The organism is Actinacidiphila oryziradicis (assembly GCF_005047355.1).
In the GTDB taxonomy this organism is placed as follows: Bacteria; Actinomycetota; Actinomycetes; order Streptomycetales; family Streptomycetaceae; genus Actinacidiphila; species Actinacidiphila oryziradicis.
Genome location: NZ_SUMC01000004.1, coordinates 60215 through 84557 on the forward strand (window position 1 = coordinate 60215; position 24343 = coordinate 84557).

The window sequence follows — 24343 nt, forward strand, 5'->3', positions numbered from 1 at the left end:
CCGACCGAAGACTCAACGAGGAGCACACACCGTGACCGACGCTCACACCACTGGCACTTCCTCCCACGGGCCTGGCCCGTTCATCGCCGCGATCGACCAGGGCACCACCTCCAGCCGCTGCATCGTCTTCGACAAGGACGGCCGGATCGTCTCCGTCGACCAGAAGGAGCACGAGCAGATCTTCCCGAAGCCCGGCTGGGTCGAGCACGACGCCGCCGAGATCTGGACCAACGTCCAGGAAGTCGTCGACAGCGCCGTCGCCAAGGCGGGTATCACCTCGGCCGACGTCAAGGCGATCGGCATCACCAATCAGCGCGAGACCACCCTGCTGTGGGACAAGGCGACCGGCGAGCCCGTCCACAACGCCCTGGTCTGGCAGGACACCCGTACCGACGCCCTCTGCAAGGAGCTCGGCCGCAACGTCGGCCAGGACCGCTTCCGCCGCGAGACCGGGCTGCCGCTGGCCTCGTACTTCGCCGGCCCGAAGATTCGCTGGCTGCTCGACAACGTCGAGGGCCTGCGGGAGCGCGCCGAGCGCGGCGAGATCCTCTTCGGCACCATGGACAGCTGGGTGATCTGGAACCTCACCGGCGGCCCGGACGGAGGCGTCCACGTCACCGACGTCACCAACGCCTCGCGCACCCTGCTGATGAACCTGCAGACCCTCGACTGGGACGAGAAGATCCTCGCCTCCATCGGCGTCCCCGCCGCAGTGCTCCCGGAGATCCGCTCCTCCGCCGAGGTCTACGGCTACGCCAAGAGCGGTTCGCTGGCCGGCATCCCGGTCGCCTCCGCGCTCGGCGACCAGCAGGCCGCCCTGTTCGGCCAGACCTGTTTCGCCGAGGGCGAGGCCAAGTCGACGTACGGCACCGGCACCTTCCTGCTGATGAACACCGGCGACAAGCCGGTCAACTCCTACAACGGACTGCTGACCACGGTCGGCTACCGCATCGGCGACCAGAAGCCGGTCTACGCCCTCGAAGGCTCGATCGCGGTCACCGGCTCCCTCGTGCAGTGGATGCGCGACCAGATGGGCCTGATCAAGAGCGCCGCCGAGATCGAGACGCTGGCCAGCTCCGTAGAGGACAACGGCGGCGCCTACTTCGTGCCGGCCTTCTCCGGCCTGTTCGCCCCGTACTGGCGGGACGACGCCCGTGGTGTGATCGCCGGCCTGACCCGTTACGTCACCAAGGCGCACATCGCGCGTGCGGTGCTGGAGGCGACCGCCTGGCAGACCCGCGAGATCGTCGACGCCATGACCAAGGACTCCGGTGTCGAGCTTGCCGCGGTCAAGGTCGACGGCGGCATGACCAGCAACAACCTGCTGATGCAGACCCTCGCCGACTTCCTGGACGCCCCCGTGGTGCGCCCGATGGTCGCCGAGACCACCTGCCTCGGCGCCGCCTACGCCGCCGGCCTCGCCGTCGGCTTCTGGGCAGACACCGACGAGCTGCGCGCCAACTGGCGCCGGGCCGCCGAATGGACCCCCAACATGGACGCGGCCCAGCGTGACCGCGAGTACAAGAGCTGGCTCAAGGCCGTCGAGCGGACCATGGGCTGGATCGAGGACGAGGAGTAAACAAAAGTGAGCACCCTGCAGAGCGTTCCCACCCTCGGGACGCACCCGGCCGCCGGCCGTAACCCCAGTCGTTCCGAGACCCGGGAGCTGCTCAGCCACGCCACGTACGACCTACTGGTGATCGGCGGCGGCATACTCGGGACCTCGGTGGCCTGGCACGCCGCGCAGTCCGGGCTGCGGGTCGCCATGGTGGACGCCGGCGACTTCGCCGGCGCCACCTCCTCCGCATCGTCCAAGCTCGTCCACGGCGGTCTGCGCTACCTGCAGACCGGCGCGGTCAAGCTCGTCGCGGAGAACCACCAGGAGCGGCGGGCGCTGGCCAAGGACGTGGCCCCGCACCTCGTCAACCCGCTCACCTTCTACCTGCCGGTCTACAAGGGAGGCCCGGTCGGCGCCGCGAAGCTCGGCGCGGGCGTCTTCGCCTACACCGCCCTTTCCGCCTTCGGCGACGGCGTCGGCAAGGTCATCTCCCCGGCCAGGGCGCTGGCCGGCAACCCAGGGCTGCGTACGGAGAACCTCAAGGCCGTCGCGGTCTACTACGACCACCAGATGAACGACTCCCGGGTCGCTGTCATGACGGTCCGCGCAGCGGTCGAGGCCGGCGCCGTGGTCCTCAACCACGCCGAGGTCAAGGGCCTGCGCTTCACCCACGGCCGGGTCACCGGCGCCGACCTCTCGGACCGCGTCGACGGCACCGAGTTCGGCATCGACGCCCGGGTCGTCCTCAACGCCACCGGTCCCTGGGTCGACCACCTGCGCAAGCTGGAGGACGCCGCCTCCGACCCGAGCATCCGCCTGTCCAAGGGCGCCCACGTCGTGCTCAAGCGCAAGGCCCCCTGGAAGGCCGCCATGGCCACCCCCATCGACAAGTACCGCATCACCTTCGCGCTGCCGTGGGAGGACCAGCTCCTGCTCGGCACCACCGACGAGGAGTACACCGGCGACCCGGCCGACGTGCGGGCCACCGAAGCCGATATCCAGCAGATCCTCGACGAGGCCGCGCACTCCGTACGCGCCGAGCACCTCAGCCGGGACCTGATCACCTACGCCTTCGCCGGCCTCCGGGTGCTCCCTGGCGGCCCCGGCGGCGTCGAGAAGGCCAAGCGCGAGACCGTGGTCAGCGAGGGCCGCGGCGGCATGCTCTCCGTCGCGGGCGGGAAGTGGACCACCTACCGCCACATCGGCCGCACCGTGATGGCCAAGATCGCCAAGCTGCCCGGCGGCCCGCTGAACGACGACATGGTCGCTCTCTCCCAGCTGCCCAAGCGCCCCCCGCTGCCCGGTGTCGCCAACCCCAACGCCGTCGCCCACCGACTGCTCGTCGACCACGATCTGGGCAGCCGTCTCGACCCGCTCACCGCGCGGCACCTCGCCACCCACTACGGCTCGCTCTCCTTCGACATCGCCCGGCTGGCCAACGAGGACCCGGCCCTCGCGCTGCGCATCCACCCCGACGGCCCCGAGATCTGGGCCCAGGTCGTCTATGCCCGCGACTACGAGTGGGCTGAGACCGCCGACGACGTCCTGCGCCGCCGTACCACCCTGACGGTGCGCGGCCTCGACACGGACGAGGTACGCGCCGGGGTGGAGAAGATACTGGCCAAGCGCGCCTGAGGGCTGTCCTCAAACGCCGGGCACAATCCAGTGCCCCCAGCCTTCGGCCGGGAGGTGCCCCCAGTCCGGCGTTTGTGGGGCACCTCCCGGACGGAGTCCGGGGGAGGATCGTTACGCCGCACGCCGAGAGCCAGGCGGCCGACGGAGCCACGGCCGACCCATGTGTTACCCCGCCCCCGGCCGCACCAGGCCGCTCTCGTACGCGTACACCGCCGCCTGGACCCGGTCCCGAAGCGCCAGCTTCGTCAGCATGTGCCCCACGTGCGTCTTCACTGTCGTCTCACTGACGAAAAGCTCCGCCGCGATCTCCGCGTTCGACAAGCCCCGCGCCACCAGCTTCAACACCTCGACCTCCCGCTCGGTCAAGGTGTGCAGCACCTGCGGGACCTGATCCTCCTGGGACGGCAGCCGCCCCGCGTACTTGTCGAGCAGCCGGCGCGTGATGCTGGGCGCCAGCATCGCCTCACCGGCGGCCACCACGCGGATGGCCTGCACCAGTTCATGCGCCGGCGCGTCCTTCAGCAGAAAGCCGCTCGCCCCCGCCCGCAGCGCCTCCACCACATACTCGTCAAGGTCGAATGTGGTCAGCACCAGCACTTTCGCCGGCCCGTCCCGCCCGGGACCGGTGATCTGCCGGGTCGACTCGACGCCGTCCATCCGCGGCATCCGGACGTCCATCAGCACCACATCGGGCTGTAGCGCCCGAACCTGGTCCAGCGCTTGCTGCCCGTCCCCCGCCTCACCTACCACGACAAGATCCGGCTCGGCCTCCAGAATCATCCGGAAACCGGTACGCAGCAGCGGCTGGTCGTCCACCAGCAGCACGCGAATAGCCACAGGATCCCCTCCCCCTTCACCCGAGCGCTCTCGCTCAAGATCCCTCATTCTTCCCCAATCCGGCCAGCGGATAAGGCGGGGGAGTGCCCCCGAACGACGGACAGACCGCCTGGAAATCGCACCAGTCGCACAACCGGCTCGGCCGTGGCCGCCAGTCCCCGCTGTCCGTCGCCTCCCTGATGGCCTCCCACAGGGCCTGGAGCTTGCGCTCCACCCCGCGCAGATCCCCCTCCGAGGGGTCGTACGTCAGCACATCGCCGCTGCCCAGGTAGACCAGCTGGAGCCGCCGGGGAACCACCCCGCGCAGCCGCCAGAGCACCAGCGCGTAGAACTTCATCTGGAAGAGCGCCTCGTCCGCGTACTCCGGCCGCGGCGCCTTCCCGGTCTTGTAGTCGACCACCCGCAGGTCTCCCGTCGTGGGAGCCACGTCCAGCCGGTCGACGTACCCCCGAAGCGTCAGCCCCGACTCCAGCGCCGTCTCCACGTAGAGCTCACGCTCGGCCGGCTCCAGTCGCGTCGGGTCCTCCAGCGTGAACCACCGGTCCACCAGCCGCCGCGCGCTCTCCAGCCACTCCGCCAGCTGGGCGCCCGCCTCCGCCTCCCCGTGCGCACCCGGGAAGAGCCCCGCCAGCTCCGGCCGGGCCGCGAGCAGCTTCTCCCACTCGCCCGGCACCATCGCCCGTGCCCGGTCCGCCGTACGCTCCACAGCAGGGGCGTCGAAAAGCCGTTCCAGAACGGCGTGCACCACGGTGCCCCGGGTCGCCGCCTCGCTCGGCTTCTCCGGCAGCTTGTCGATCACCCGGAGGCGGTACAGCAGCGGACAGCGCATGAAGTCGGCCGCCCGCGACGGCGAGAGCGAGGACGGCGGCCTCGGAGGGATGCGGTCAGTGCTGGTAACCATGACAGGACCCTATGGGGTACCACTGACAGCCGGTGCCCGCTGTCCACACCCGGGCAATACCATCAACCCAGACGACAGGCGAACGATGGGGAATCAGTGAGCGACAGCGGGCGGCCGCCGACGGACGACGCGCAGACCCCGGGGCCCGGCGACGGTCCCGGCAAGGGCGCCAAGGAGAGCGGCGGCGGATTCCTCATGGGCCGCATCTTCGGCGTACCCGTCTACGTCGCGCCCAGTTGGTTCCTGGTCGCCGCCCTGATCACCTGGGTCTTCGGCGGTCAGCTCGACCGCGTACTGCCCGAGCTGGGCAACCTCCGCTACCTTGTCTCGCTCTTCTTCGCCATCGCTTTCTACGCCTCCGTACTCGTCCACGAGCTCGCCCACACCGTGGCCGCCCTCCGCTTCGACCTCCCGGTGCGCCGCATCCAGCTGCAGTTCTTCGGCGGCGTCTCCGAGATCGAAAAGGAGTCCGACACGCCCGGCCGTGAATTCGTTCTGGCGTTCGTCGGGCCACTGCTGTCGCTCATCCTCGCCGGGATCTTCTACCTCGGCATGCAGGGCGTGGAACCGGGCACCGTCCCGGGTGTGCTGCTCGGTGGCCTCATGATCAGCAATCTGATCGTCGCCGTCTTCAACCTCCTCCCCGGTCTGCCCCTCGACGGTGGCCGGATGCTCCGCGCCGTCGTCTGGAAGATCAGCGGCAAACCCATGACCGGCACCGCAGCCGCGGCCTGGACCGGCAGGGCGCTGGCCATCGCGGTCCTCGTCGGCCTTCCGCTGCTGTCCTACGCCGGCGGCCTCAACGACGGCTCCAACCAGACGTCCGGCTTCAACTCCCTCACCGACGCGTTGCTGGCCGCCATCCTGGCCGCCATCATCTGGACCGGCGCGGGCAACGCCCTGCGCATGGCCCGGCTCCGTGAACACCTTCCCGGCCTCCAGGCCCGCACCCTCACCCGCAGGGCCCTCCCCGTCTCCTCCGACACGCCCCTGTCCGAGGCACTCCGGCGCGCCAACGAGGCCGGCGCCCGCGCCCTCGTCGTCGTCGACGGCCACGGTGCCCCCACCGCCGTCGTCCGCGAGGCCGCCATCGTCGGCGTCCCCGAGCACCGCCGCCCATGGGTCGCCGTCAGCGGCCTCGCCCAGGACCTCAAGCCCGGCATGAAGGTTTCCGTCGAACTCGCCGGCGAAGACCTCCTCGACACCCTCCGCGCAACCCCCGCCACCGAATACCTCGTGGTCGAACCCACCGGCGAGATCTATGGAGTCCTCTCCACCGCCGACGTCGAACGCGCCTTCCTCGCGGCCATGGCGCGGCCGTCTTCCTAAGGGCTCGGTTCGCCTCCGGTCCGCTCAGCCACTGTCGACGCTCGACCGTGCACGGTCGTTCGTACCTCACGACCTGTGCGCGCTCTCCCTTTCGACAGTGGCCGCTCCCCTTCGGCTCACTCGCCTTTCTTCTGGGGCTCGGTTCGCCTCCGGGGCGCTTGGGTCTCCGTCGAGGGTCGACCGTGCTCGGTCGTTTGTACCTCACGACCTGCGCGTGTTCTCCCTTTCGACGGCGGCGCGCCCCTTCGGCTCACTCGCCTGGGCGAGCCGGGCATCCCAAGCCGGTAGGCTGGTCACATGTCCGAACCGACCGGTGCCGCCCGTCGCCGCGGCCCCTTCCAGGTCGGGGACCAGGTCCAGCTCACCGACCCCAAGGGACGCCACTACACCTTCACGCTCGAAGCCGGGAAGCAGTTCCACACCCACAAGGGTGCCTTCCCCCACGACGAGCTGATCGGTGCCCCCGAGGGCAGTGTTGTCCGTACCACGGGAAACGTCGCCTATCTCGCGCTGAGACCCCTGCTCCCCGACTATGTCCTGTCCATGCCCCGCGGCGCCGCGGTGGTCTATCCCAAGGACGCGGGGCAGATCCTGGCCATGGCCGACATCTTCCCCGGCGCCCGTGTCGTCGAGGCAGGCGTCGGCTCCGGCTCACTCAGCAGCTTCCTGCTGCGCGCCATCGGTGATCAGGGCATGCTGCACAGCTACGAGCGCCGGGCGGACTTCGCCGAGATCGCCACCCAGAACGTGGAACGCTACTTCGGCGGCCCCCACCCCGCATGGCAGCTCACCGTCGGCGACCTCCAGGACAACCTCTCCGACACCGAGGTCGACCGCGTCATCCTGGACATGCTCGCTCCCTGGGAGTGCCTGGACGCCGTCTCCAAGGCCCTGGTCCCCGGCGGCATCGTCTGCGCCTACGTGGCCACCACCACCCAGCTCGCCCGCACCGTCGAGGCCATCCGTGAGCACGGCACCTTCAACGAGCCGGCCGCCTGGGAGACCATGGTCCGCACCTGGCACGTCGAAGGCCTCGCAGTCCGCCCCGATCACCGCATGATCGGCCACACCGGCTTCCTCCTCACCGCCCGGCGGCTCGCCGACGGCGTCGAGCCGCCGCTGCGCCGCCGCCGGCCCGCCAAGGGCGCCTATGGCGAGGACTACACCGGTCCCGGCAGCGAAAGCGGCGGCAGTAACGCCACGTAATCACCCGAAAGCCGCGACACGCCACGACACAGGCCGCAGACACCCACCCCAGGGCGTCGGCGGCCTGTGACATATGGCACGATGCCAAAGCTTCGCAGCGCCAAAAAATTCGCATCCCCCAACAGGAGACAGCCGCGTGCAGCCCTCCGCAGGCACGGTTCTTCCGCACACCCGGGCCCGCTCCGTGCACTGGATCACGACAGCCGCCGCCGTCGCGGCCGTGGTAGGGGCCGGAACACTCGTGCCCACCGCCGATGCGACGCCCAGCAGCACCGCACACACCGCCTCTGTGAAGGCGCCGGACCCCAAGGCCGCCCACTATCCCCTGGACTGCGCGGGAGCCCCCGTGGACGTCGTGGACCACGTCTCCGGGGACCTGGACGAGGACGGCCGCCCCGAGACCGTTTCGGTCGTGCGCTGCCACTCCGAGACCGGCACCCCGCCCAGCGGCGTCTACGTGCTCTCCGCCGGGGCCACCACGGGCAGTGCCCCCCGGATCATCGAGACCCTCGTGAATCCCAAGGAGAAGCGGAGCATCAAGGACCTGAAGCTCGACGGCCGTATCGTGCGGGCCACAATCCTCGGCTACTCCAGCGACAATGTCCCCCGCTGCTGCCCGGACCAGCAGCGCTCCTACGGCTGGGAGTGGCGCGCCGGTACCTTCTATGTGATCCCCGGCCCACTCGCGAACAGTGTGTGACAGATCACTCCGCAGTGGGCCCGAAAACCTCTACCCTGTCCGAAACGCGCCGAACGTGGATGCACTCACCGGGGCACTCCTTGGCCGAGTCCACCACGTCGACCAGCAGCGGCAGCGGCACTGGAGCCGTGGCGCCCCGCGCCTGCCGAAGCTGGTCGTCACCACCCTTGACATAGGCAAGCCCGTCAATATCCAGCTCGAACACCTCGGGCGCATACTGCACACAGATCCCGTCACCGGTGCACAGGTCCTGGTCGATCCAGACTTCCAGATCCTCGCCGGCCGTCTCGTTCACGGGCACCTCGCCTGTCGTTCGTAGTCCGGGATGAAACCGGGATGGAACCGCCCCTGACGGGCGTTGACCGAATCGACGATACAACCGGCCGCTTTCCGATGCTGCTGGCTGGGTATCCCCTTGGCGGGAGGACGTACGCAAGGGTGAAGATCGGACACACCCCGACCGTCTTTCGTGATCTAGGGGTTTACACCCCTACCGGCACAGGTAGGGTCTGGAAACGTCCAGCTCCCCTTGGAGGAGGTGAGGACCGTGGCGGCCCACGACGACGACATCAACCGTGGCGGCCGACCCGCTCGTGGTTCGGAAGACCCCATGAGCCAGGTCGCCTTTCTTGAGCAGGAAATCGCCGTCCTGCGACGTAAGCTCGCCGACTCTCCGCGACACACGAGGATTCTCGAAGAGCGGATCGTCGAGCTGCAGACCAGCCTGGCAGGCGTGTCCGCTCAAAATGAGCGGCTGGCGAACACTCTCCGCGAGGCCCGCGACCAGATCGTGGCCCTCAAGGAGGAGGTCGACAGGCTCGCACAGCCTCCTGCAGGCTTCGGTGTGTATCTACAGGCGAACGAGGACGGAACAGCCGACATCTTCACCGGCGGCCGCAAGCTGCGGGTGAATGTCAGCCCATCCGTCGAACTGGAAGAGCTCCGGCGAGGCCAGGAGGTCATGCTCAACGAGGCGCTCAATGTGGTGGAAGCCATGGCTTATGAGCGCATCGGGGACATCGTCACCCTCAAGGAAGTCCTTGAGGACGGCGAGCGTGCCCTGGTCGTCGGGCACACCGACGAGGAGAGGGTGGTGCGGCTCGCCGAGCCGCTCCTGGACGGCCTCCTTCGCACTGGTGACGCCCTGCTGCTCGAACCCCGTTCCGGGTACGTCTACGAGCGGGTACCCAAGAGCGAGGTCGAAGAGCTCGTCCTCGAAGAGGTCCCCGACATCGACTACCGCCAGATTGGCGGTCTCACCAACCAGATCGAGCAGATCCGCGATGCGGTCGAACTGCCCTATCTGCACGCCGAGCTGTTCAAGGAGTACGAGCTGCGCCCGCCCAAGGGCGTACTCCTCTACGGCCCGCCGGGCTGCGGAAAGACCCTCATCGCCAAGGCAGTGGCCAACTCCCTTGCCAAGAAGGTCGCCGAAGTCACCGGACGACCGCAGGGCAAAAGCTACTTCCTGAACATCAAGGGTCCCGAGCTGCTCAACAAGTACGTCGGCGAGACCGAGCGGCAGATCCGCCTGGTCTTCCAGCGTGCGAGGGAGAAGGCCAGCGAGGGCACCCCCGTCATCGTCTTCTTCGACGAGATGGAATCCCTCTTCCGGACCCGTGGTTCCGGTGTCAGCTCGGACGTGGAGAACACCATCGTCCCGCAGCTGCTCGCCGAGATCGATGGTGTGGAGGGGCTGGAGAACGTCATCGTCATCGGCGCATCCAACCGCGAGGACATGATCGACCCCGCGATCCTGCGGCCCGGCCGCCTGGACGTGAAGATCAAGATCGAGCGGCCGGACGCGGAGGCGGCGAAGGACATCTTCTCGAAGTACCTCGTGCCGACACTCCCGCTCAACAGCGAGGACCTGTCGGAACACGGCGGATCCAAGGCGGGCACCGTGGACGCCATGATCCAGGCCGTGGTCGAGCGGATGTACACCGAGACCGAGGAGAACCGCTTCCTGGAGGTCACCTATGCCAATGGTGACAAGGAAGTCCTTTATTTCAAGGACTTCAACTCCGGCGCCATGATCCAGAACATCGTGGACCGGGCGAAGAAGATGGCGATCAAGGATTTCCTCGACCAGAACCAGAAGGGTCTGCGCGTCTCCCACCTGCTCGCCGCATGTGTGGACGAGTTCAAGGAGAACGAGGACCTGCCCAACACCACCAACCCGGACGACTGGGCCCGGATCTCCGGCAAGAAGGGCGAGCGGATCGTCTTCATCCGCACCCTTGTCACCGGAAAGCAGGGCGCGGACACCGGCCGCTCCATCGACACCGTCGCCAACACAGGGCAGTACCTGTAAGGGCAGCCGTCCGGCTGCGGGCGCCCCGAGCGGGCACCCGCAGCCGGACGCTGCTTTCGCTGGAAGCAATGAGGGAAATGATCTCCCCACCGCCGCAATCCCGCTCTAGGCTCTTGGGTACCGCGCCATGCAGTGCGGCGCCGCGTCAGGGGACAGCAGCCGCACTCGGGCCATATATGCAGCGGTACTTGAGCGTCCGGCCCAGCACGGGCCGGAGCCGGGCAAGGAGGGCCGCATGACCGTACGGCGAGTAATGGGAATCGAGACGGAGTACGGGATCTCCGTCCCCGGTCACCCGAACGCCAATGCCATGCTCACCTCGTCCCAGATCGTCAACGCCTATGCGTCGGCGATGCACCGGGCGCGCCGCGCCCGCTGGGATTTCGAGGAGGAGAACCCGCTGCGGGACGCCCGCGGCTTCGACCTTGCCCGTGAGACCGCTGACTCCACCCAGCTCACGGACGAGGACATCGGCCTGGCCAACGTGATCCTGACCAACGGAGCCAGGCTCTACGTCGACCACGCGCACCCCGAGTACTCCTCGCCCGAGATCACCAACCCCCGCGACGCCGTCCTGTGGGACAAGGCCGGCGAGCGGATCATGGCTGAGGCCGCCGAGCGCGCCGCCCAGATTCCCGGTGCGCTGCCCATCCATCTCTACAAGAACAACACGGACAACAAGGGCGCCTCCTACGGCACGCACGAAAATTATCTGATGAAGCGGGAGACCCCCTTCTCGGACATCGTGCGGCACCTCACGCCTTTCTTCGTCTCCCGGCAGGTGGTGACCGGCGCGGGGCGGGTCGGCATCGGCCAGGACGGCCGTGAGCACGGTTTCCAGATCAGCCAGCGCGCGGACTACTTCGAGGTCGAGGTAGGGCTGGAGACGACCCTCAAGCGGCCGATCATCAATACGAGGGACGAGCCGCACGCCGACGCCGAGAAATACCGGCGCCTGCACGTGATCATCGGTGACGCGAACCTCTCCGAGATCTCCACGTATCTCAAACTCGGCACCACCTCGCTCGTACTCTCGATGATCGAGGACAGCTTCATCAAGGTCGACCTCGCGGTCGACCAGCCGGTCCGCACCCTGCACCAGGTCAGCCACGATCCGACCCTCCAGCAGCTCGTCACACTCCGTAACGGGCGGACACTCACCGCTGTCCAGCTCCAGATGGAGTACTTCGACCTGGCCCGCAAGTATGTCGAGGAGCGGTACGGCACCGATGCCGACGAGCAGACCAAGGACGTGCTCGGACGTTGGGAGGATGTCCTCAACCGGCTGGAGACGAATCCCATGAGCCTGTCCGGCGAGCTGGACTGGGTCGCCAAGAAAGAGGTCATGGAGGGCTACCGCCGCCGCGACGGCCTCGGCTGGGACGCGGCCCGGCTGCAACTGGTCGACCTCCAGTACGCCGACGTGCGGCCCGACAAGGGCCTCTACAACCGCCTGGCGGAACGTGGGCGCATCCAGCGCCTCCTGGACGAGCAGGATGTCCAGCGGGCCCGGACCAAGCCGCCGGAGGACACCAGGGCGTACTTCCGCGGCCGCTGCCTCGAGCAGTACGCCGATGATGTCGCCGCGGCCTCCTGGGATTCGGTGATCTTCGACCTGCCCGGTCGCGACTCACTGCAGCGGGTGCCTACTCTGGAACCGCTCCGGGGGACCCGTAATCACGTCAAGGAGCTCCTGGACCGCTGCCGTACTGCGGAAGACCTGGTCCGGATCCTGTCCGGGGGCTGAAATGGTCCGGATACGGGAATCAACCCAGTGACCCCCGGACGTTGAAGAAACCGGGGGCCGATGTCGGACCCTCCGAGTAGGGTCTGATCTTGTAAGGGCTGTACCACAGCCAGTAGCTGAACCGAGCGGCGAGCGGGGTGAGGGACATGGCAACCAAGGACACCGACGGCGGACAGCAGAAGGCCACACGTTCTACCGAGGAGGTCGAGGAGACCGCGCAGGACGCACAGGCGTCCTCGGACCTCAAGGAGCGCCAGGAGAAGCTCTCGGACGATGTGGACGACGTCCTGGACGAAATCGATGACGTGCTCGAATCCAACGCGGAGGATTTCGTACGTTCGTTCGTGCAAAAGGGCGGAGAATAGCAGGGCATGTCCGGATTGCATCGAGGGGGAAGCACTCCGGATGCGAACGGACATCGCCGCAGGATGCCTTGGCATGTGACAAGCCCAGGCGGGACGGCCCCCAGGCTTACTGCCGGGAGTGCTCTCCGGAGTACTCCCGGCAGCGCCAGGGGGACGGAAGGCCGCACGGTCCGTGTGAATGTCGTCGTGCCCCCAGGCCGGCCACCTGTACTCCCGCCGCAAGTACGGCTTGCCGCGGGAGGAATTGACCGCACTGATCCGCTCGCGGGACTCTGCTCGCTCCGATCTGTCCAGCGGCTGGGGCAGAGCATGTGGATCACGACCATGAGACGGGTAGGGTCCGTGGCGTACTGTGCTTCAGCTGCGACGCGGCACTGGGGCAGTCCAAGGATCGGCCGGACGCCATAAGGCGCGCAGCCGACTATGTGGAAGGAAACGTGTGGAAGCCAACACTCGTAGCACTGGGCGTCTACCAGCTGCCTTCCTGACGCCTGGCTCGTCCTCGTTCATCGACTTCCTGGGCGATCACTCGCCCCAGCTGCTCCCGGGCAGTCGGAGCCTGCCGCCCCTCCAGGGCGCGGTCGAGCTCCCGCACGGAACGACGATCGTGGCCGCCACCTTCCCCGGCGGGGTGGTGCTGGCCGGTGACCGGCGGGCCACGATGGGGAATGTGATCGCCCAGCGGGACATCGAGAAGGTCTTTCCGGCCGACGAGTACTCGGCCGTCGGCATCGCCGGCACCGCCGGCCTCGCGGTGGAGATGGTCAAGCTGTTCCAGCTGGAGCTGGAGCACTACGAGAAGATCGAGGGGGCCGTGCTCTCCCTGGAGGGCAAGGCGAACCGTCTGTCCACCATGATCCGGAACAATCTCGGCATGGCCCTGCAGGGCCTCGCCGTGGTCCCGCTCTTCGCGGGGTACGACACGGACCGCGAGAAGGGCCGGATTTTCTCCTACGACGTCACCGGTGGCCGCGCCGAGGAGCACGGCTACGCGGCGACCGGCTCCGGCTCGGTGTTCGCCCGGGGTGCGCTGAAAAAGCTGTACCGCAAGGATCTGACGGAGCAGCAGACCACGACGCTCGTCGTCCAGGCACTGTACGACGCGGCCGACGACGACTCGGCGACCGGCGGCCCGGATGTGGCCCGTCGTATCTATCCGATCGTCACCGTCATCACCGACGAGGGCTTCCGGAAGCTTTCGGAGGCCGAATCCTCCGAGATCGCCCGTGCCATCATCGAGCGGCGTCTCGAAGAGCCTGACGGCCCGCGGGCCTCCATCCTCTGACGGGCTCCTGAGATGCATTCGCCACTGACTGCGCCCTTGACGGAAAGGCACGGATAGACCGGTGTCAACGCCATTTTATGTCTCACCCCAGCAGGCCATGGCGGACCGCGCCGAGTACGCCCGCAAGGGCATCGCGCGCGGCCGCAGCGTCGTCGTACTGCAGTACACCGACGGCATTGTCTTTGTCGCCGAGAACCCGTCCCGTGCCCTGCACAAGGTCAGCGAGATCTATGACCGCATCGCCTTCGCTGCGGTGGGCAAATACAACGAGTTCGAGAATCTGCGGATCGGCGGCGTTCGCTATGCCGATCTGCGCGGCTACACCTACGACCGCGACGATGTGACCGCCCGTGGGCTGGCCAATGTCTACGCCCAGACGCTGGGCACGATCTTTTCCAGCGTCGGCGAGAAGCCCTACGAAGTGGAACTGATCGTCGCGGAGGTCGGTTCGGCCCCCGAAGAGGACCAGATCTACCGGCTGCCGCACGACGGCTCGATCGTGGACGAGCACGGCGCGGTCGCTGTCGGCGGCAATTCCGACCAGATCGGCAGCTATCTCGACCAGCGGCACCGCGACGACTTCTCCCTCGCGGAGGCGCTGAAGCTGGCCGTGGAGTCGCTCAGCCGGGACACCAACGGTGGCGACCGGCAGCTCACCGCCGAGCAGCTGGAGGTCGCCGTGCTGGACCGCACCCGGCCGCAGCAGCGGAAGTTCAAGCGGATCCTCGGGCGGCAGCTCACCCGCCTGCTGGAGGCGGACGGGTCCTCGCTCGCCAAGACCGACGAGCCGTCGGACACGGAGGAGGAGGGCGAGTAGCCGCAAGCGGCGTCCTTACGAGCGCGGACGGACCCGGCCGGGTCCGTCCGCGCTCGTGTTCTGCCCATCTGCGCGCTGCGAGCGTGGGGGACCGGCGGTCCGCCGGGGGAGAAGGCTCAGCCGCGCCGCGGCGCCGCTGTGGAGCCGCGTACGACGAGCTGCACGGGCAGGTCGGTGTCCTGGACGGGGCGGCCGTCCAGGACGGAGAGGAGGGCGGCCATCCCGCGGGCTCCGACCTCGTCGGCGGGGAGCCGGACGGTGGTGAGCTCGGGTTCGACGGCAGTGGCGAGGGCAATGTCGTCGAACCCGGCGACGGAGAGGTCATCGGGCACCCGCAGGCCCAGCCTCCGGGCGGCTTTGCAGGCGCCCGCCGCGAGGATGTCTCCGTCGCAGACGATGGCGGTCGGCCGGTGGTCCGGGTCGGCCAGGAGGCGTGTAGCGGCGCGGCGGCCGTCGTCGACACCGAGAGCGGCGCTCTCGGTGCGCAGGGTGGTGCCGGGAAGCCCGGCGAGGGTGTCCGCCAGCGATTCGGCGCGGGCGCGGAAGGTCCAGGAGGCGATGTCGGCCGCGATGTGCGCGATGTCGCGGTGCCCGAGGCCGACCAGGTGCCGGGCGACCTGGCGGATGCCGTCGGCGATGTCGAGGTTGATGGTGGCTGTTACGGATCCGCCGGCCTCGGCGGGGCCGCTGTCGAGCATGACGAGCGGCAGCCCCTGTGCGTCCTCCTCGCGCCCGTCCCCACTTCCGCGCAGGGCCGCGAGGGCATCGGCGGCCATGGAGGAGGCGATGACGCCGTCGATGGCGGCGCGGGCGGAGCCGAAGGGGTCGCGGGCGGGGCCGACGCCCTCGGGGGACGGGTAGAGGACGACGCCGAAGCCGTGCTCGGCGGCGGTCCGGGCTGCGCCGGCGTAGACCCGGGCGAAGTACTCGTTGGTGAGCGCGGGGACGACCAGCAGCGCGGTGCGGGTGCGGCCGAGGCGCAGATTCCGGGCGGAGAGGTTGGGCCGGTAACCGATCTCCCGCGCGGCTTCGCGGACGGTTCCGGCGGTGCGCTCCGAGACCCGGCCGCGCCATTTGTCGCCGAGGACGAGTGACACTGTGGCCTGGGAGACGCCTGCGGCGCGCGCGACGTCATGTGACGTCGGCCGGGCTGTGTCGGTCACCCTGGTCCCCTTCTCGTGTCCCACGGGTGGACCCGTGGGCTTGGCACATGGTACGTATGAGGCGGAACGTTATACGTAAAACTACAGCGGGTCCGGGGGAGAGGGACACATATGGCGACGGGGTACCTGGATCTGCTGCGCGCACGCCACGCGATACGCCTGCTCACCGGCACCCTGATCGGCCGGCTGCCCACCGCGACCGCCTCGCTCTGCATCGTGGTGCTGACCCGGTCCGAGGGTGGCGCCTACACCCTGGCGGGCATCCTCTCCGCGGTTTACGGACTCGGCACCGCCGTCGGGCAGCCGCTGCTCGGCAGGGCCGTCGACCGGTACGGCCAGGGCGTCATGCTCCCCGCCGCGCTGCTGTCGGCGGCGGGGATGTCGCTGTTCGCCGGCAGCGGCCCCGAGCCGCTGCCGGTCGCCTACGCCGGGGTGCTGGTCGCCGGGGTGTTCATGCCGCCCCTGGAGGGCGGCCTGCGGGCGCTGTGGCCGAGCGTGCTGAAGGGTGACGACCAGGTGCACGCGGTGTACGCGCTGGATGCCGCCGCACAGGAGGTGATGTTCGCGGCCGGGCCCCTCCTGGTCACCCTGCTCGCCGCGGTGTTCTCCGCGACCGCCGCGCTGTTGTGGATCGCGGCACTGGGCGTGGCCGGCGCGCTCACTGTCGTCACCGCACCGCCGTCGCGCGCCTGGCGCGCGGAGCCGCGTACGCCGGACTGGCTCGGCCCGCTGCGGGCGCCGGGGTTGCGGGCACTGCTCGGCTCGCTGTTCTTCGTCGGTATCGCGCTCAATTCGACAGCGGTCGCGGCCGTCGCCTACGCCGATGGGCACGGCGGCGGAATGGTGTCCAGTTTTCTGCTGTCGGGGCTCAGCTTCGGTGCCCTGGTCGGGGGGATCGCTTACGGCGCCCGGACCTGGTCCGGAGTGCCGGAGCGAAGGCTGCGGGGGCTGGCGGCGGGCCTCGCGCTCTGTTTCTTGCCGCTTGCGCTCGTCCCCGGCGTTGCCGCGATGACGGCTCTGGCGGTCCTGTCCGGCCTGTTCCTCGCGCCCATGCTGGCCTGCTCGTTTGTCGTCGTCGACCGCCACGCGCCGGTCGGTACGGTCACCGAGGCGTTCTCCTGGATCGTCACCACCATGGGTGTCGGTGCAGCTGTCGGCGCGGCAGTCGCCGGCGCGGCCGCGCAGTACGGTGGCGCCTGCGCCGCCTTCTCGGTGGCGGGCGCCGGAGGCCTGGCCGCGCTTGGGGTCCTGCTGGCGACCGGCCGGTTCCTGGTGCTCCGGCCACCGGCCGGACTGGCCCCCTCCGGTCCGACGGCGCGAAGCGTCGCGACCTGACCACCGCGCTGATTTGTCCGCATGTATGAGGAACTCCTATCCGGGAGTGCCGGGCCGTCCCTCTCATGACCGTGATCGAATTGCCGACGCCATAACGGTTTCAGAGCGGGCCGGAAAGCGTAAGGTCTCACCATGGACCGCCGCATTTTCGGGTTGGAGAACGAGTACGGCGTCACATGCACGTTCCGAGGACAGCGGCGTCTGTCCCCGGACGAGGTGGCGCGGTACCTCTTCCGCCGTGTTGTGTCATGGGGTCGTAGCAGCAATGTGTTTCTTCGCAACGGCGCCCGCCTCTACCTCGACGTCGGCTCGCACCCGGAGTACGCCACTCCTGAGTGTGACAACGTGACCGAACTGGTCACACACGACAAGGCGGGCGAACGGATCCTCGAAGGCCTGCTCGTCGACGCTGAACGGCGCCTGCACGAGGAGGGCATCGCGGGCGACGTCTACCTCTTCAAGAACAACACCGACTCCGCCGGTAATTCGTACGGCTGCCACGAGAACTACCTTGTCGCCCGGCACGGTGAGTTCTCCCGCCTCGCGGATATCCTCATCCCGTTCCTGGTCACCCGACAGCTGCTCTGCGGCGCCGGCAAGGTGCTGCAGACCCCGCGCGGCGCCGTCTACTGCGTCAGCCAGCGCGCCGAGCACATCTGGGAAGGCGTCAGCTCCGCGACCACCCGCTCCCGCCCGATCATCAACACCCGTGATGAGCCGCACGCCGACGCCGAGCGTTACCGGCGCCTGCACGTCATCGTCGGCGACTCGAACATGTCCGAGACGACCATGCTGCTCAAGGTCGGTGCCACCGATCTCGTGCTGCGCATGATCGAGGCCGGCACGGTGATGCGCGACCTCACTCTGGAGAACCCGATCCGGGCCATCCGCGAGGTCAGCCACGACATCACGGGCCACCGCAAGGTGCGGCTCGCCTCCGGCCGTGAGGCGTCCGCTCTGGAGATCCAGGAGGAGTATTACTCCAAGGCGGTGGATTTCTGCGAGCGCCGCGGCATCCGCAACGGCGTCATCGAGCAGGTTCTGGAGCTGTGGGGCCGGGTCCTGGAATCGATCGGCAGCGGCGACCTCGCCGCGATCGGCACCGAGATCGACTGGGTCATGAAGTACCAGCTGATCGAGCGATACCGGGCCCGCGACAACATCACCATGTCGCACCCGCGGATCGCCCAGATAGACCTCGCCTACCACGACATCCACCGCCGCCGTGGGCTCTACTACCTGCTGGAGAAGCGTGGCCAGGCCAAACGGATCTGCAATGACCTGAAGATCTTCGAGGCCAAGTCGGTGCCCCCGCAGACCACCCGGGCCCGGCTGCGCGGCGACTTCATCCGCCGTGCCCAGGAACAACGCCGCGACTTCACCGTCGACTGGGTGCATCTCAAGCTCAACGACCAGGCGCAGCGCACCGTGCTCTGCAAGGACCCCTTCCGGTCCGTGGACGACCGGGTGGAGAAACTCATCGCCGGAATGTAGAGATATCCGCACGACACCGGTAGCACACCGCCCGAAGGCGACGCGGGGCCCCGTACGTTACTCGTACGGGGCCCTTCGCACGCCGTAGAGTGGCGCGGAGTGCAGACCGCAAAGATCGATTAATGAGCTGAGGCATTCACGTGCGCCGACTAGCCGCCCTCTTCGTTGTTCCCACGCTGCTACTGGCCGCGGCCTGTGGCGGCAGCAACAACAAGGGCTCATCTTCTTCTTCCGCCTCCGGGTTGCCCGCGATCACCGCCGGTGCGAAGTTCGGCACGAAGCCGACCGTCGCGAAGGGGAAGGGGGATCCGCCCAAGACGCTTGTGACGGCGACCCCCGTCGAGGGTGACGGCGCGGTCGTGAAGAAGAGTGACTACATCACGGTGAACTACTCGGGGCAGATCTACGCCTCCGGGAAGGTCTTCGACAACAGCTACGACCGGGGCGCGCCGTTCAGCACCCAGATCGGCACCAGCCAGGTCATCAAGGGCTGGGACCAGGCGCTGGTGGGCAAGAAGGTCGGCAGCCGGGTCGAGATGACGATCCCGCCGAACCTGGCCTACGGCAGCCAGGCGCAGAGCAGCATCCCGGCCAATTCCACGCTGGTGTTCGTCGTGGACGTCGTGGCGGCGACCCAGGTGCCGACCACGGCCAAGGGCACCGTGCAGCAGCAGAACGACGCTAGCCTGCCCAAGATCGGCACCAACACCGACGGCAAGGCTCCGTCCCTCACCGTCCCCACGGCCAAGACCCCGCCGACGAAGCTCGTCTCGAACTACGTCATCGAGGGCAACGGCAAGACGGTCAAGTCCACCAACACCGTGGTCGTCCACTACGTGGGCGCGCTGTGGAAGACCGGCAAGCCGTTCGACAGCAGCTACACCAAGGGCCAGCCCGTCACCTTCACGCTGAACCAGCTCTCGGTCAAGGGCCTGTCGCAGGGTCTTGTGGGCAAGAAGGCAGGCAGCCGGGTGCTGCTGGTCATCCCGCCGAGCCTGGGCTTCGGCACCACCGCGCAGACCGGTATCCCGGCGAACTCCACGCTGGCCTTCTCCGTGGACATCCTCGCGGTCCTGTAGGGAAGCCCTGCAAGAATGATCAAGTTGTACGCAACACAATGAGGAGAAAGTACGTGAGCATCGAGAAGCCCGAGATCGACTTCCCCGAGGGTGAGGCCCCGGCGGACCTGGAGATCAAGGACATCTGGCAGGGCGACGGCGCCGAGGCCAAGGCGGGACAGAATGTCACCGTCCACTACGTGGGCGTGGCGTTCAGCACCGGCGAGGAGTTCGACGCGAGCTGGAACCGCAACTCCCCCTTCACCTTCCCGCTCGGCGGCGGCAGGGTCATCAAGGGCTGGGACCAGGGCGTACAGGGCATGAAGGTCGGCGGTCGCCGCCAGCTGACCATCCCGGCGCACCTCGCCTACGGCAACCAGAGCCCGACCCCGGCCATCAAGCCCGGCGAGACGCTGATCTTCGTCGTGGACCTGATCGCGGTCTGACGCAGACCAGAGGCTGGATCGCCGGGCGGGCTCGCAGGAGCCCGCCCGGCGATTTGCGGTACGGTCTCGGTCGAGAGCTGAAGAAAGGGGGTGTGCGGTGGCCATTGCCAAGGCGGAGCGGCTGATGAACCTGGCACTGTGCCTGATGAACACCCGGCGCCCGGTCAGCAAGCGCGAGCTGCGCACGTCCATCGAGGCGTACCACGAGCCCGGCTCCGACGAGGCCTTCAACCGGATGTTCGAGCGGGACAAGGACGACCTCCGCGAGCTCGGTCTGGTCATCGATACGGTCGAGAGCCTGGACGGCGAGATCGGCTACCAGGCCCGCCGGGACCGCAACCGGCTTCCCGAGATCGCCCTGGACGCCGAGGAGGCCGCCGCGCTCGCCCTGACCGCCAAGGTCTGGCAGCAGGCCCGGTTCGCGGAGGCGGCCAGTGGCGCGTTGCAGAAGCTGCGGGCGGCCGGGGTGCCCTTCGAAGAGGTACACAGCGCCCTGGAGCCGCGGATCCCGGTCCCCGAGCCCGCCTTCGAGCCGCTGATGGTCGCGACCCGCGAACGCCGGGCGGTGGCCTTCGAGTACCGCAAGGCCAACGCCGCCCGCCCCGAACCCCGCCAGGTAGAGCCGTGGGCCCTGGAGTGCTGGCGCGGCCACTGGTATGTCGCCGGGTGGGACCGCGACCGCGCGGCTGTGCGTGTCTTCCGGCTCTCCCGGATCACCGGCCGGGTTCGAACCAGGGCAGGCGGCCTCACCGTCAAGGTGCCCGACCATGTGGATGTGCGGGCCACCGTGGAGACCTGGGCGGGCGAGGGCGCCACCGCGACCGCCCGGATCCGGCTGCGCCGCGGCTCGGGGTATCCGCTGCGGGCCAAGGCTCTGCGGACGGTCCCGGTGGACGAGGAGTGGGAGGAGCTGGAGATCCCGTACGGGCACGGGCTTGACGCATGGCTCGTCGAGTACGGCCCCGATGCGATCGTCCTGGAGCCCGCGGAGCTGCGGGCCGAAGTGGTAGACCGGCTGCGCGCCGTCGCCAAGGGCTGACCGAGCGGAAGGGAGCGCAACTCACATGGCCAACGCGATCGACCAGACCCGCCGGATGCTGTCCCTGGTGACGTATCTGCGTGAGCGCCCCGGCGCCCACGTCAGCGATGTCGCCCGGGCCTTCGGGGTGACCGAGGCCGAGCTGATCGGGGACCTGAACGTACTGCCGCTGTGCGGCACCAGCTTCCGCGGCGGGGATCTGCTGGACATCGACACCGACGGCGAGCGGATCTGGTGGCACAACGAAGGCGCGACCGCGGTCGCAGCGCAGCCGCTGCGGCTGGCCGCGGACGAGGCCGCCGCACTGCTGGTGGCCGCCCGCGCCGTGGCCAATCTGCCGGGGCTGCGCGACAGCGACCGGCAGGCGCTGCTGCGGGCCACCGCCAAGATCGAGTCCGCGGCCGGGGAGGCCGCCGAAGCGGGCGCCAGCCTGTCGGTGAGCTTTGAGTCCGAGGGCAGCGTGTTCGCGGATGTCGACCGGGCGATCGCCGAGCGGCGCCGGCTGTGGATCCGCTACTACTCGCCGGGGCGTGACGCCCTCACCGAGCGCGAGGTCGACCCGATCCGGCTGTTCGCCGTCGGCCACACCTACTTCGAGGGCTGGTGCCGGCTCTCGGAGGACCGCCGCACCTTCCGGCTCGACCGGGTGGCCGAGATCAAGATCCTCGACGAGCCGTCCGACCCGCCGCGTACCGAGCCGCGCGATCTGTCCCTGGGCCTGGTCCAGCCCGCCGGCGACGACCCCGAGGTCGTCGTCGAGGTAGGGCCGGGTGGCCGCTGGGTCGCCGAGTACTATCCGCACGACAGCGCGCACGAGCTCCCCGACGGCGGTCTGCGGATCACCATCCGCACCCCCGACCCGGGCTCCCTGCGCCGGCTCGCCCTGCGACTGGGCCGCGACGGCCGGATCGTCTCCCCGCAGGCCCTCGCGGACAGTGCCAGGGCCGCCGCCGAGCGAGCCCTGGAGGCATACGGTGACACGGCCTAGGGCCTGTCCGGCAGAGCTTGCCGGGTGCGTCCGCAAGGTTTGCCCGACGGGCTTGATCTCGCGATGGGGAGGATGACAGATGGCGCCGACGGTGCTGTTCAAGGCCGCCTGTCCCGACTGCCACGGCCGCTTCGAGCTGGCGGCGGGTGCGCTGCGGCTGGCAATAGGCGGCACCAGCAAGACCACGTTCTACTCCTTCACCTGCCCCGACTGCGGCGCTCTGGTCCGCAAGCCGGCGGGGGAGCGGATAGTCGAGCTGCTCACCGGCGGCGGGGTCAGCACCATGCGGCTCCATTTCTCCAGCTCGTCCGGTGAATGAGGGCAGGAAAAATGTTGTGGCCTTATATCAGTCTCGGCCTGGCGACGGCGGGCATTCTTGCGCTCGGCGTGCTGAGCCTGCGGGTCTACGCCGAGGTGTCCGCCCTGGCCCGTCAGCTGGGGAAGAGCTCCGATGACCTGGCCAGAGCCGCCGAGCGGCTGCAACGGGCGGCGGAGCCCCTCGCACGGCGTTCCGGTGATTTCCCCCTCGATGATATCCCGTAGGGCCTGGCGAGGCCTGGCGCTACGCCGCGGACCCTCGTTCTTCTCATCGTCGGGAGGTACGCTGCTGACGCGGCCCCGACAGAGCGCGGCGGGGGTCGCAAAGCAGTGGACGTCGGGGGATTGCCAGGTGTTCACCCCCGCGCGTTACGATCGCTCTCAGCATGACGGTTGGATCGTTGTCCGATTCGACCGGTACACATGGACCCACGCCGCCTCGGTGAGAAGGTAAACGCTTATGTTCGGAAGGCTCGGCGCTCCCGAGATCATTCTCATTCTCGTCGTGGTCGTCCTGCTGTTCGGAGCCAAGAAGCTCCCGGACATGGCGCGATCCCTCGGCAAGTCCGCCCGCATCCTCAAGAGCGAGGCGAAGGCGATGAAGGAGGACGGCGCGGCTCCGCCCAACCCGCCCGCCGACACCGCACCGCAGCCGCCCAAGACCATCCAGGCCGCCCCCGGCGATGTCGCCAGCGCGCGCGTTGTCGACGACCAGCCGCAGCAGCAGACGACGCACACCACTCAGAGCTGACCAAAACCACGAAGATGGACCAAGCCGACGGCGACGGCGGCTGCCGCACGAGATGAGGACGTGGGTTGCTCAAGTCCGCCCGCAAGCAGGAGAAGGACGCCGAGGGGCGGATGCCCCTGGGAGATCACCTGCGAGAGCTGCGGAACCGATTGCTCAAGTCCGTCCTCGCGATCGGCGTCGTCACTGTCGTCGCCGCGCTGTACTACAACAACCTGATCGCATTTCTCGTGGATCCGGTCCTCAAGTCCGTCGGCTGCAAGGCGTCGCTCAACGACATCGCCCAGCAGGCCAAATCGGTGAAGCAGGACACCCGGTGCGCGCACATCACCATGAACGGTCTGCTCACCCCGTTCACCCTCGCGCTCAAGGTCTCGCTGATGGCCGGTGTCGTGCTCTCCACGCCGGTGTGGCTCTACCAGCTGTGGGCCTTCCTCGCCCCGGGGCTGCACAAGCATGAGAAGAAGTACGCCCTCGCGTTCGTCGGGGCCGGTTTCCCGCTGTTCCTGATGGGTGCCTTCTTCGCCTACAAGGTGCTGCCGACCACCGCCACGGTGCTCATCGGCTTCACGCCGAAGAACGTCGACAACCTCCTTCCGCTCGATGACTACCTCGACCTGGTCACGCGCATGGTCGTGGTCTTCGGTCTCTCCTTCGAGCTGCCGCTGCTGCTGGTGATGCTCAACTTCGCCGGGATCCTCAGCGGCAAGCGGATGACCGGCTGGTGGCGCGCCATGGTCATGGGCATCACGGTCTTCGCCGCCGTCGCGACGCCGAGCACCGACCCGCTGAGCATGCTCGCCCTCGCCGGGCCGATCTGGGTGCTCTACTTCATCGCCTGCGCGGTCTCGCTGCTCAATGACGCCCGCCGCCGCAAGGCGAACCCGGACGCCGCCCTCGACGACGACGAGGCCTCCCACCTCGACCTGACCCCCGAGTCGGTCTCCCCCTCGCTGCCCGAGCAGACCACCGGCCATGACGGCGGCTTTGACGACGCCACCTGATCCGCGGTCCGGGGATCGACTCCCGTGAGGTTCGGTGAGGGAAAAGATCACGCCGT

The 24343-nt window shown here is 68.5% G+C and carries 25 protein-coding genes; 21 read left to right on the forward strand and 4 right to left on the reverse strand.

Going from position 1 to position 24343, the window contains the following annotated elements; genetic code table 11:
• The first annotated feature begins 31 nt into the window (after positions 1-31).
• Together glpK and FCI23_RS05855 are read left to right on the forward strand one after the other, a co-directional pair.
• On the forward strand, positions 32-1579 hold the full coding sequence (glpK, locus tag FCI23_RS05850; RefSeq protein ID WP_136722371.1) for a glycerol kinase GlpK: 1548 nt from the start codon (positions 32-34) through the stop codon (positions 1577-1579).
• A 6-nt stretch (positions 1580-1585) separates the two neighbouring features.
• Entirely contained in the window at positions 1586-3193 is a 1608-nt protein-coding gene (locus tag FCI23_RS05855; RefSeq protein WP_136722372.1) for a glycerol-3-phosphate dehydrogenase/oxidase, read from the forward strand.
• A gap of 165 nt (positions 3194-3358) precedes the next feature.
• On the opposite strand, the gene FCI23_RS05860 is transcribed toward FCI23_RS05855, so the two are convergent.
• Positions 3359-4030, reverse strand: coding sequence for a response regulator (locus tag FCI23_RS05860; RefSeq protein ID WP_136722373.1), 672 nt, complete (start codon positions 4028-4030; stop codon positions 3359-3361).
• A 34-nt stretch (positions 4031-4064) separates the two neighbouring features.
• On the reverse strand, positions 4065-4931 hold the full coding sequence (locus tag FCI23_RS05865) for a RecB family exonuclease (protein ID WP_136722374.1): 867 nt from the start codon (positions 4929-4931) through the stop codon (positions 4065-4067).
• A 96-nt stretch (positions 4932-5027) separates the two neighbouring features.
• Here FCI23_RS05865 and FCI23_RS05870 point away from each other — a divergent pair, with 96 nt between their 5' ends.
• The 3 genes from FCI23_RS05870 (at position 5028) to FCI23_RS05880 (ending at position 8166) form a co-directional block, all read left to right on the forward strand.
• The gene (locus tag FCI23_RS05870; protein WP_246143409.1) at positions 5028-6260 is read left to right on the forward strand and encodes a site-2 protease family protein; all 1233 of its coding nucleotides are present in this window, start codon (positions 5028-5030) and stop codon (positions 6258-6260) included.
• Between the two features lie 297 nt (positions 6261-6557).
• Positions 6558-7466, forward strand: a complete 909-nt coding sequence (locus tag FCI23_RS05875; RefSeq protein ID WP_136722375.1) for a tRNA (adenine-N1)-methyltransferase — start codon at positions 6558-6560, stop codon at positions 7464-7466.
• A 136-nt stretch (positions 7467-7602) separates the two neighbouring features.
• On the forward strand, positions 7603-8166 hold the full coding sequence (locus FCI23_RS05880; protein ID WP_246143410.1) for a hypothetical protein: 564 nt from the start codon (positions 7603-7605) through the stop codon (positions 8164-8166).
• Positions 8167-8170: 4 nt separating this feature from the next.
• Here the strand turns inward: FCI23_RS05880 and FCI23_RS05885 are convergent, their stop codons facing one another.
• Positions 8171-8467, reverse strand: coding sequence for a ferredoxin (locus tag FCI23_RS05885; RefSeq protein WP_136722376.1), 297 nt, complete (start codon positions 8465-8467; stop codon positions 8171-8173).
• Positions 8468-8713: 246 nt separating this feature from the next.
• On the opposite strand from FCI23_RS05885, the gene arc reads away from it, so the two are divergent.
• The 6 genes from arc (at position 8714) to prcA (ending at position 14694) form a co-directional block, all read left to right on the forward strand.
• A complete protein-coding gene (arc, locus tag FCI23_RS05890; protein ID WP_136722377.1) occupies positions 8714-10480 on the forward strand; it encodes a proteasome ATPase in 1767 nt (588 codons plus the stop codon).
• 235 nt (positions 10481-10715) lie between these two features.
• Positions 10716-12227, forward strand: a complete 1512-nt coding sequence (gene dop, locus FCI23_RS05895) for a depupylase/deamidase Dop (protein WP_136722378.1) — start codon at positions 10716-10718, stop codon at positions 12225-12227.
• A 146-nt stretch (positions 12228-12373) separates the two neighbouring features.
• Positions 12374-12592: a ubiquitin-like protein Pup gene (locus FCI23_RS05900; RefSeq protein WP_127356619.1), complete on the forward strand. Its 219-nt coding sequence runs from the start codon at positions 12374-12376 to the stop codon at positions 12590-12592.
• A gap of 311 nt (positions 12593-12903) precedes the next feature.
• On the forward strand, positions 12904-13080 hold the full coding sequence (locus FCI23_RS05905; protein ID WP_246143412.1) for an endonuclease domain-containing protein: 177 nt from the start codon (positions 12904-12906) through the stop codon (positions 13078-13080).
• On the forward strand, positions 13032-13877 hold the full coding sequence (gene prcB / locus FCI23_RS05910; RefSeq protein ID WP_136722379.1) for a proteasome subunit beta: 846 nt from the start codon (positions 13032-13034) through the stop codon (positions 13875-13877). Before FCI23_RS05905 ends, prcB begins: the two co-directional genes overlap by 49 nt.
• Positions 13878-13938: 61 nt before the next feature.
• Complete coding sequence (prcA, locus tag FCI23_RS05915; protein WP_136722380.1) at positions 13939-14694, forward strand: proteasome subunit alpha; 756 nt, start codon at positions 13939-13941, stop codon at positions 14692-14694.
• A 116-nt stretch (positions 14695-14810) separates the two neighbouring features.
• Here the strand turns inward: prcA and FCI23_RS05920 are convergent, their stop codons facing one another.
• Positions 14811-15857, reverse strand: a complete 1047-nt coding sequence (locus tag FCI23_RS05920; protein WP_136722381.1) for a LacI family DNA-binding transcriptional regulator — start codon at positions 15855-15857, stop codon at positions 14811-14813.
• Between the two features lie 111 nt (positions 15858-15968).
• On the opposite strand from FCI23_RS05920, the gene FCI23_RS05925 reads away from it, so the two are divergent.
• From FCI23_RS05925 to tatC, 10 genes are all read left to right on the forward strand, one after another.
• Positions 15969-17192: an MFS transporter gene (locus FCI23_RS05925; protein WP_136722382.1), complete on the forward strand. Its 1224-nt coding sequence runs from the start codon at positions 15969-15971 to the stop codon at positions 17190-17192.
• Positions 17193-17324: 132 nt separating this feature from the next.
• Positions 17325-18686, forward strand: a complete 1362-nt coding sequence (gene pafA, locus FCI23_RS05930) for a Pup--protein ligase (protein ID WP_136722383.1) — start codon at positions 17325-17327, stop codon at positions 18684-18686.
• Between the two features lie 140 nt (positions 18687-18826).
• Entirely contained in the window at positions 18827-19765 is a 939-nt protein-coding gene (locus tag FCI23_RS05935) for an FKBP-type peptidyl-prolyl cis-trans isomerase (RefSeq protein WP_136722384.1), read from the forward strand.
• A 53-nt stretch (positions 19766-19818) separates the two neighbouring features.
• A complete protein-coding gene (locus FCI23_RS05940; RefSeq protein WP_136722385.1) occupies positions 19819-20190 on the forward strand; it encodes an FKBP-type peptidyl-prolyl cis-trans isomerase in 372 nt (123 codons plus the stop codon).
• Positions 20191-20287: 97 nt separating this feature from the next.
• Positions 20288-21229 carry a helix-turn-helix transcriptional regulator gene (locus FCI23_RS05945; RefSeq protein ID WP_136722386.1) on the forward strand — a complete coding sequence of 314 codons (942 nt, stop codon included), beginning with the start codon at positions 20288-20290 and terminating at the stop codon, positions 21227-21229.
• 25 nt (positions 21230-21254) lie between these two features.
• Positions 21255-22217, forward strand: a complete 963-nt coding sequence (locus FCI23_RS05950) for a helix-turn-helix transcriptional regulator (protein ID WP_136722387.1) — start codon at positions 21255-21257, stop codon at positions 22215-22217.
• 79 nt (positions 22218-22296) lie between these two features.
• The gene (locus tag FCI23_RS05955) at positions 22297-22536 is read left to right on the forward strand and encodes a hypothetical protein (RefSeq protein ID WP_136722388.1); all 240 of its coding nucleotides are present in this window, start codon (positions 22297-22299) and stop codon (positions 22534-22536) included.
• 11 nt (positions 22537-22547) lie between these two features.
• The gene (locus FCI23_RS05960) at positions 22548-22760 is read left to right on the forward strand and encodes a hypothetical protein (protein ID WP_136722389.1); all 213 of its coding nucleotides are present in this window, start codon (positions 22548-22550) and stop codon (positions 22758-22760) included.
• A gap of 235 nt (positions 22761-22995) precedes the next feature.
• On the forward strand, positions 22996-23286 hold the full coding sequence (tatA, locus tag FCI23_RS05965; RefSeq protein ID WP_136722390.1) for a Sec-independent protein translocase subunit TatA: 291 nt from the start codon (positions 22996-22998) through the stop codon (positions 23284-23286).
• A gap of 65 nt (positions 23287-23351) precedes the next feature.
• Positions 23352-24287: a twin-arginine translocase subunit TatC gene (gene tatC, locus FCI23_RS05970; protein ID WP_136722391.1), complete on the forward strand. Its 936-nt coding sequence runs from the start codon at positions 23352-23354 to the stop codon at positions 24285-24287.
• Positions 24288-24343 lie beyond the last annotated feature (56 nt).